Annotated in this window: 7 protein-coding genes and 1 riboswitch; of the genes, 5 read left to right on the top strand and 2 right to left on the bottom strand. The window is 67.3% G+C overall.

The window, feature by feature from the left end; all coding sequences use genetic code 11:
* Positions 1-263: 263 nt before the first annotated feature.
* Positions 264-450: riboswitch (Lysine riboswitch) on the bottom strand.
* A gap of 249 nt (positions 451-699) precedes the next feature.
* Positions 700-849, top strand: a complete 150-nt coding sequence (locus ACT6Y9_RS06850; protein ID WP_443743977.1) for a hypothetical protein — start codon at positions 700-702, stop codon at positions 847-849.
* Positions 850-1,057: 208 nt separating this feature from the next.
* Complete coding sequence (locus ACT6Y9_RS06845) at positions 1,058-1,204, top strand: hypothetical protein (RefSeq protein ID WP_443743976.1); 147 nt, start codon at positions 1,058-1,060, stop codon at positions 1,202-1,204.
* Positions 1,205-1,210: 6 nt separating this feature from the next.
* On the opposite strand, the gene ACT6Y9_RS06840 is transcribed toward ACT6Y9_RS06845, so the two are convergent.
* The gene (locus tag ACT6Y9_RS06840; protein WP_443743975.1) at positions 1,211-1,732 is read right to left on the bottom strand and encodes a hypothetical protein; all 522 of its coding nucleotides are present in this window, start codon (positions 1,730-1,732) and stop codon (positions 1,211-1,213) included.
* Positions 1,733-2,146: 414 nt separating this feature from the next.
* Positions 2,147-4,972, bottom strand: coding sequence for a heavy metal translocating P-type ATPase (locus ACT6Y9_RS06835; protein ID WP_443743974.1), 2,826 nt, complete (start codon positions 4,970-4,972; stop codon positions 2,147-2,149).
* Between the two features lie 245 nt (positions 4,973-5,217).
* Here ACT6Y9_RS06835 and ACT6Y9_RS06830 point away from each other — a divergent pair, with 245 nt between their 5' ends.
* The 3 genes from ACT6Y9_RS06830 (at position 5,218) to iadA (ending at position 7,579) form a co-directional block, all read left to right on the top strand.
* Entirely contained in the window at positions 5,218-5,733 is a 516-nt protein-coding gene (locus tag ACT6Y9_RS06830; protein WP_295477377.1) for a MerR family transcriptional regulator, read from the top strand.
* Positions 5,734-5,739: 6 nt separating this feature from the next.
* Positions 5,740-6,294 carry a hypothetical protein gene (locus ACT6Y9_RS06825; RefSeq protein ID WP_295477379.1) on the top strand — a complete coding sequence of 185 codons (555 nt, stop codon included), beginning with the start codon at positions 5,740-5,742 and terminating at the stop codon, positions 6,292-6,294.
* Between the two features lie 133 nt (positions 6,295-6,427).
* Positions 6,428-7,579, top strand: coding sequence for a beta-aspartyl-peptidase (gene iadA / locus ACT6Y9_RS06820; RefSeq protein ID WP_295477381.1), 1,152 nt, complete (start codon positions 6,428-6,430; stop codon positions 7,577-7,579).
* The last annotated feature ends 220 nt before the right edge of the window (positions 7,580-7,799 follow it).

The following is a 7,799-nucleotide window of genomic DNA, read 5'->3' as shown; positions in this document are numbered from 1 at the left end:
GGTGGAGGATTTCGACGCCGCATGCGAAAAGAGCCGCACCGCTTCTTCGAGCGGGTGCAGCTCTTCAAATCCTCTGGAGGTGGGCCCCGGTCCCGTCCTTCACGCCTGATGTGCGCTCCTCGTCCTTCCCTTTGCCGCGGCCGCGTGATGTTCTCTCTCGCACGGAGGGGCCGGTCTTCTCTGCCGGTCCTCGCCGCACTGCGTCCGCGAAGGAGGTGGGGATGCGCGCGGAAGGAGAGCCCGGCCCGGAAATGGGGAGCGTCGCCGCCGATAGCGCCTCCGGAGCGGGACCGTCCGGGTCTCCTCCGGGAGTCGTCGGCGTATTCCGCCGACGCCCAACTCAAGCGGGCATGCCTGCCCGCCGGTTTCGGCAGCTTGGCCTCCCGCCGCTCTTCATCAGGGTGCCCCCATCCGAGCGGCGCTCATCCGCGCTGCGCCTCTATTCAGCTGTGTCAAAGAAAAACTTTGACACGACTCGGGGCCGCTGTCCAACGCTGGTCCTCCCGCGCGGCCCGATTCTTTGAGCGGGCGGTTCCTGAAGTAGGAGAAAGTGCCTATTCAGGGAGACTTTGGGAAAGACTCGGGAGGCTCACGCAACGGGGTCCGTTCCTCGAAGGAGGAGAATCGGGCGCCGAATGTCGGTTCGGACTTCGAAAGTCCCCATCTTTCGTCTTTCTCCGTCTTCCTCCAGATCTCTCCGTGACCGACCTTCCGCTCTACCTCCTCGTCTCCTTCGTCGCCTGCGCGACGCCGGGCTCCGGCGTCCTCTACACGATCACCGCGGGGTTTCGCGGCGGCTTCCGGTGCGCGCTTGCGTCGCCCTTGGGACAGCGCTCGGCTGCGCGCTGATGGCGGCGGTTTCGGCGACGGGACTGGGCGCGCTGATCGCCGGGTCGCCCGCGGCCTACAGGGCGCTCGAGGCGGCCTCGGCCCTGGTCCTCATCAGGGCTCGGGATCCAGAACTGGCGTGCCGGCGGGGACGGCGCCGCGGTGCTGCAGGCTTCGAACGTGATGCTGATCGTCTTCCTCTCGACGGTCTTCGTCGTCGTGCTTCTTCGTGCGCCTCGCCTTCAGCCTCCTCTGCGCGGCGGGCGTGAAGGTGCTCGCGGGCCCGTGCTTCACGCGGATCCTCAACCGCACGAGCACGGCGCTCTTCTGGCTACTTGCGGCCTCGGTGTTCTGGAATGCGCTCTTCCAAGTCTAGGCCGGACTACTTGCCCATCCGAATCGAGATGCTCGACCGGCCAGCGGACCTGCCCGACGCTCCCGGCGCGGACCTGCTTCCCTGCAGCCTCGAGGCGATCTGGATGAAGGCGCCGGCGAAGACCGCGAAGCCGCCGAAGATGACGGGCGCGGCTTCGTTCGAGTCCACGCCGATCAGGATTCCCATCATGCCGAACATCATCAGCGCGCTCGTGATGAAGCGCTGCCAGGGATCGGCCTTCTTCCTGCGGGGAGCGGGCGCCGGGGCGGCGGGCGGCGTCTTGGAGGAGGATTCCATGCGCGCGACGGTGGCGGCGCAGTTGTCCGCGGCCTCGCGCTTGCGGAAGGCGTGCATGAGGTCGCGCATCGAGAGGCCGCCGCTCTTCGTCGACGGAGTGCCGGGGAGCGCCGACGCGGGGTCCTCCGCCTCGAGCGGACGGAGGTCGGGAATCTTGCCGGACTGCAGCCGGTCGATGTAGCGGACGAAGTCGCCGTTGGGCGGCTCAAGAGAGAGCGGATCCTGACTCATGGTTCCAAGGTTCCTCGCTGAGGGCACCGGTAGGAGCCTCAGCCAATAGCTGCGACAATCCCTTCGGCGCGGGTTGGGGTTCAACCCGTCGAAACTGATCCCACAAAATCTAGCATTGAGGTGCCGGAACATCCAATGCCGGAGGACATCAGTGAGCAGCAGGCGGTGCCGTCCCACCTGCAGCCGACCGCGGCTTTGTGCCGTTCACGACGATTCCGCCGGCGCGACGGCAGAGTGCGCGCCGCTCCTCTGCAGGCGGGCGCGCACAAAAAACGCCCGGACGTCTCGCGAAGGAGACGCGCCGGGCGGCGTCGAAGGAGTCCGTGCGCAGCCGTGTGCAGCGGACTCCGGACCGAATGATTCTTCTTTCGTGGAGCGGGTCCTGCGGCGGCCCGCTCCCAGGTTCCGTCAGGCTCAGGCGCCCTGGGTTCCCATGCGCGCGTCGACGGCCTTCGCCATCGCGTCGAGCTTCTTCTTGGCGCGCAGCATCCGCATGCCGTTCGCAACGACGATGAGGCACGTGCCCGTGTCGGCGAAGACCGCCATCCACATGGTGGCGAACCCACAGATCGCGAGGATCGTGAAGATGATCTTGATGCCGAGCGCGAAGACGATGTTCTGCACGAGGACCGAGTGCGTCATGCGCGAGAGCCGCACGAGGGTCGCAACCGACGACACGCGGTCGTCCATCACGGCGATGTCGGCCGCCTCGATCGCGCTGTCCGTGCCGCGCACGCCCATCGCGATGCCGATGTCGGCCTGCGCGAGGGCCGGGGCGTCGTTGATGCCGTCGCCCACCATCGCCGTGAGTCCCGATTCCTGGAGTTCGCGGATGCGCGCGAGCTTCTCTTCAGGGAGGAGGTCCGAGGCGACGTGCTTCAAGCCGAGTTCCCCGGCGAGCGCGTTGGCGGCGCGGGCGTTGTCGCCCGTGAGGAGCCAAGGCGTCACGCCCTCGGCTTCGAGCTGCGCCAACCCCGAGCGCGTGTCGGGCTTGATCTCGTCGGCGAGCGCAAAGACCGCGAGCACGCCGAAGGCGTCCGTGAGGGCGACGGAGGATCGGCCCGTGTTCGAAGCCTCCTGGAAGGCGGCCTTCACGCCGTCGTCCGCGAAGCCCATCTTTTCAACCGCGGCGAAGTTGAGGAGCGAAAGCGTTCCGTTGTTGACGCGGCCGCGCACGCCCGAACCCGGGAGCGCCGTGAAGTCGGAGACTGCGTAGAGGGGCGCCTTCTCGGCGGCCGCTTCGGCGACGATCGCCACCGAGAGCGGGTGCTTGTTCATGGCGCCGAGGCTCGCTGCCAGGGAGAGCGCGCGTCCGCGCTCGGTGCCCGCGAAGAGCGTGATTCTCTCGACCTTCGGTTCGCCCTTCGTGAGGGTGCCCGTCTTGTCGAGGCCGACGTTCTTCAACTTGCGCGCCTCTTCGAGGAAGAGGCCGCCCTTGATCAGAAGGCCGCAGCGGGTTGCGGTGGCGAGCGCCGAGACGATCGTCACGGGGGTGGAGATCACGAGGGCGCACGGGCAGGCGATCACGAGAAGGCAGAGCGCCTTGTAGAGCCAGCCGAGCCAGTCGCCGAGGAAGAGCGGCGGCAGGATCGCGACGGCGAGCGCCACCACGAAGACGATCGGCGTGTAGACGGCGGCGAAGCGGTCCACGAAGCGCTGCACCGGAGACTTCGTCGCCTGCGCGTTCTCCACGGCCTCGATGATGCGCGCCGTGAGGCTCTGCGAGGCCGCGGCCGTCACCGTCACCTCGATCGTCGAGGAGAGGTTCACCGTACCGGCCCAGACCGTGTCGCCCGGCCCCTTTTCAGCAGGCATCGATTCGCCCGTCACCATCGACTGGTCGAGCGTCGTGCTGCCCGTCTCGATGCGGCCGTCGAGCGGCACGCGGTCGCCCGGCGCCACGCGGATCACCGCACCGGGGCCCACCTCTTCGACGCGCATCTCGGCGAAGCGCCCGCCGCCCTGAGAGACCAGGGCCTTCTCAGGCGCGACGCTCATCAGGTCGCGGATCGAACGGCGCGCACGGGCCATCGAGAGCTGTTCGATCGCTTCGGAGATCTCGAAGAGCGTGAGCACCATCGCCGCTTCGGGCCACGCGCCGATCAGCACGCCGCCCACGACGGCGACCGCCATGAGCGTATTCATGTTGAGCGTGCCCTTCATGGCGGACTGGATGCCCTTGCGGAAGGTCGTGAGGCCCACGAGCGCGATCGCGATGAGGGCGAGCACGAGGGTGATGCCCTTCACCACCATCTCGTCGAGGCTGAAGACGCCGTAGTCGCTCGCGACCTCAAAGAATTCGCAGCCGATGGCGACGGCGAGCGCAAGGAAGTAGCGCTTCCAGGGCGTCTTGTCCTCGAAGACCGCCTCGCGGGTGCGTGCGGCCATCACGGTCGAGTCGTAGCCCGCCGCGGTGATGGCGGCGCGGGCGGTCGCCACCGCTCCCGCGGGAACCGCGATCGTGCGGTTCATGATGTTCACTTCGTAGTCGGTGAGGCCCGCCTTCCTGAACTCGCGCTCGATCTCGCCCGCCTCAACCGGGCAGTCCATTTCGGGGACGGAAATGAGCGTGCGTGCGCCGCCCGCGGTCGCGGGGGCGATCAAGGTCGACGCGTACCCCGCGGCCTTCACGGCCGTCTGCGCCTTTGCGGCGTCGGAGGAATTGATGCTGATCGTGCGGTTCATCACGTCGAGCTCGTACCCCGTGAGGCCGGCCTTCTTGAATTCGCGCTCGATTTCGCCCGCCTCCACCGGGCAGTCCATCTCCGGCACGGAGAGCTTCACACGGCCCGCGGAGGACTCCTGCGGCCCGAGGTCGGGCTCGTACCCCGCGGCCTTGACTGCGGCGATCGCGCGCTCCACGACCGCGTGGTCGGCGGGAAGCACGACCTCGCGGTTGAGCACGTCGAGCTCGTAGTCGGCGAGCCCCGCCTTCTTGAACTCGCGGTCGATCTCGCCCGCCTCAACGGGGCAGTCCATCTCCGGGACGCGGATGCGCACGCGCTCCTGCGGGGCGTCGGGCGCGTCGAGGCACTCGAAGGCCTGGCCGGCGGCTTCAACGGCCGCGGCGACGTCCTCCTCCTTCACGCCGGCGTCGTCGGGAATGAGGATGCGCACCGTGCGCACGCCGTAGTCGGGCACGGCCTGGATCGCCGGGGAGAGCGCGAGAAGCGCCTTCTCGACCGGCCGGAACTCAACCGGACAGCACATGCCCGGGAAGTGGAGCGTAATGGTCTTCATCTTGTTGTTATTTCAGAAGAATCTTCAAAAGCGAGGGCTGGGGCTCTTGGTCCGTCCCTTTCGTCTGCTTGCCATTTCACACCCTGAAGCCGTTACAATGTCAAGCGCCGATTCACTCCTTAGAATCCCTTTCGGTAGCGCCGTCTTTCCCCGCGGCACCACAAAACCCAGGACCAAGACGAACCTTTCTTAGAGAGGGAGAGGCCGGACGCACGCCGCGCCCGCAGCTCCCGACACCGACAGGCATGCGCATCCGAGATCTCTCCCAACTCACGGGGAACACCCCCGAAACCATCCGCTACTACGAAAAGATCGGTCTTCTGCCGCCGCCGCGGCGCGAAGCGAACAACTACCGTCAGTACGGCGACATCCACGTGAGCCGCCTCGACTTCATCCGGCACTGCCGCAACCTCGACATCGGCCTCACGGACATCCGCGCGCTCCTCGGGGCGCTCGACTCCGGCAGCCGCGAGGGCGCGGACCTCGCGCACCGGCTCATCCACCAGCACCTCGCGCAGGTCGACGCCCGCATCGCCGACCTGAACGAACTGCGCCGCCACCTCACGGACCTCGAAGCGCACTGCCGCGGGGAGAAGTGCGGTGCGGAGACCTGCGGCATCCTCACCGAACTCAACACGCCCGACGCCGTCGAATTCCAATCCGAGCCGCCGCGGACCGCCGAAGAGATCCTGCGCGCCGTCTCGGCCGCGCAGAAGAAGGCGGACCTCGCGGCGGCGCAGCGCCGCTGCGACAACAAGTAGTCACTCATGTTTGAAAGCACTACCATCCACTTCACCTCCGCGGGTCTGCTCATCGCCGCGGTCGCGCCCTGCCTGATCGTTCTCTTCCTCTGGCTCGCCGGCCGCTCGGTGCCGCCCGCCGTGAAGGCGCCGGGCGCGGGCGTAGGCGGCCTGCTGCTCCTCGTCCTCCTGATCCTCGCCGTGAAGGCGGCGCTCTCGCTCTTCGAGCTCGGGCGGCAGGCGGGCGAGGCCGCGCGCGTGATCGCGATGGACGCGCAGTTCGCGTGGCCCGCCATCAAGAGCACGCTTCCCGCGGTCGTGAACGCCGTGAGCATCATCACCGCGCTCGTGCTCCTCACCTTCGGGCGCTCCAAGGGCGCGCTCATGACGGCGCTCGCCGCCGTCTGGATCGCGGGCCCGGGCGATGACTTCCTGAAGTCCGTGATCCTCGGCATTCCCTTCAACCTCTCGCAGGGGTTCGCCGGGATCTCGTTCTTCACGATCCTCGTGACGCTCTACCTTCTCTTTTCGCTCCGTTCGGCCCTCACCTACGGACTCTCGAGCGCGAAGCGCGTCGACTAGGGCCGTCCGCGCGCTCCCGCTCGGTTTAGAATCCCGCTTTCTCCGTTGAGGCCCCGCGGCGCGCAGCAACACCCGCCGCGCCCGGAGCCTTCGACGCAGGAGAGACCCCCTCAGGATTCCCAAGGAGTGTGGCATGAGCAGCATCGTCACCCTGGTCCGCAACGCGGACCTCTACGCGCCCGAACATCTCGGCATGCGCGACATTCTTCTCGCCGGCGGCAAGGTGGTCGCCGTTGAAGAGAAGCTCGACGTGAACGTTCCCGGCATGGAGACGGTGGACGCGGCCGGCCGCCGCGTTACGCCCGGCCTCGTGGATCAGCACATCCACGTCACGGGCGGCGGCGGCGAGGGCGGCTGGGCGAGCCGTTGCCCTGAACTCAACTTCTCCTCGCTCGTGAAGGGCGGCGTCACGACCTTCCTCGGCGTTTCGGGCACGGACAGCATGTCGCGCTCGATCGAGAACCTCCTCGCGAAGGTCCGCGGCCTCACGGTCGAGGGCGCCTCGGGCTGGATGTGGACGAGCAACTACGCCTATCCCGTGAGCACGATCACCGGGTCGGCGAAGATGGATCTCTTCACGATCCCCGAGTGCCTCGGCGTGAAGATCGCCATGGGCGACCACCGCTCGTCCTTCCCCTCGAAGGACGAAGTGCTCCGCCTGCTCTCCGAAATCCGCGTCGCGGGCATGCTCACCGGCAAGACCGGGTTCCTGCACGTGCACTGCGGCAACTTCGCCGACCAGATCTTCGACGTCTTCGAGTACTGCATCGAGCGCGGGATTCCCGCCAAGCACATGCGCCCGACCCACGTCGCGCGCCACCCGCAGGTCTTCGACCGCGCCTGCGCCTTCGCGCGCGCGGGCGGCTTCATCGACATCACGACGGGCGGGGGCTGCTACATGGGCACGGCCGCCGACGCGCTCTTCGCCGCGCTCGACAAGGACGTTCCCTTCGACCACATCACCTTCTCCTCGGACGGCCAGGGCTCGATGCCGCGCTTCAACGCCGCGGGCGAAATGGTGGGCTTCGGCGTCGGCTCGATCGACTGCGACCTCGAGGCCGTGCGCTCCGTCGCCGACAAGATCGGCCTCGAGAAGGCGCTCCGCCCGATGACCACCACCATCGCCGACGCGCTCGGCCTCGCCTCGAAGGGGCGCGTGGCCGTCGGCAAGGACGCCGATCTGCTCGTCTTCGACGACGACCTCGCGCTCACCGACGTCTTCATGAAGGGCCGCCGCACGATGCAGGCGGGTGAAGTCGTGGTGAAGGGCGCTTTCGAAGCCTAAGCGCAGTTCCTCCGCGCTTCCTTCCGCAGGAAGCGCTTCGGACATGAAGAAGGGCGGCCGCTCCGGTCTGGAGCGCCGCCCTTCTTCATGTCCGGAGGTGTCCCTGTACGTGGTGCAGCGCAGAATGTTTGTACTTAGTAAACCCTAGTTAAACTGATGACTTATTAAAAGTTTCCCACATCGCGGCACTACCTAAAACACCTCTTCAGTGGTAGATCTG

It is taken from the genome of Sutterella sp., assembly GCF_052272535.1.
Lineage (GTDB): Bacteria > Pseudomonadota > Gammaproteobacteria > Burkholderiales > Burkholderiaceae_F > Sutterella.
Note: the sequence above shows the minus strand (reverse complement) of the source record. Positions and strands in the feature narration are given on the sequence as shown.

Coding starts and splice junctions, on each gene's coding strand:
- ACT6Y9_RS06825 (WP_295477379.1), top strand. CDS start 5,740: ATGTTTGAAAGCACTACCATCCACTTCACCTCCGCGGGTCTGCTCATC.
- iadA (WP_295477381.1), top strand. CDS start 6,428: ATGAGCAGCATCGTCACCCTGGTCCGCAACGCGGACCTCTACGCGCCC.
- ACT6Y9_RS06830 (WP_295477377.1), top strand. CDS start 5,218: ATGCGCATCCGAGATCTCTCCCAACTCACGGGGAACACCCCCGAAACC.
- ACT6Y9_RS06840 (WP_443743975.1), bottom strand. CDS start 1,732: ATGAGTCAGGATCCGCTCTCTCTTGAGCCGCCCAACGGCGACTTCGTC.
- ACT6Y9_RS06835 (WP_443743974.1), bottom strand. CDS start 4,972: ATGAAGACCATTACGCTCCACTTCCCGGGCATGTGCTGTCCGGTTGAG.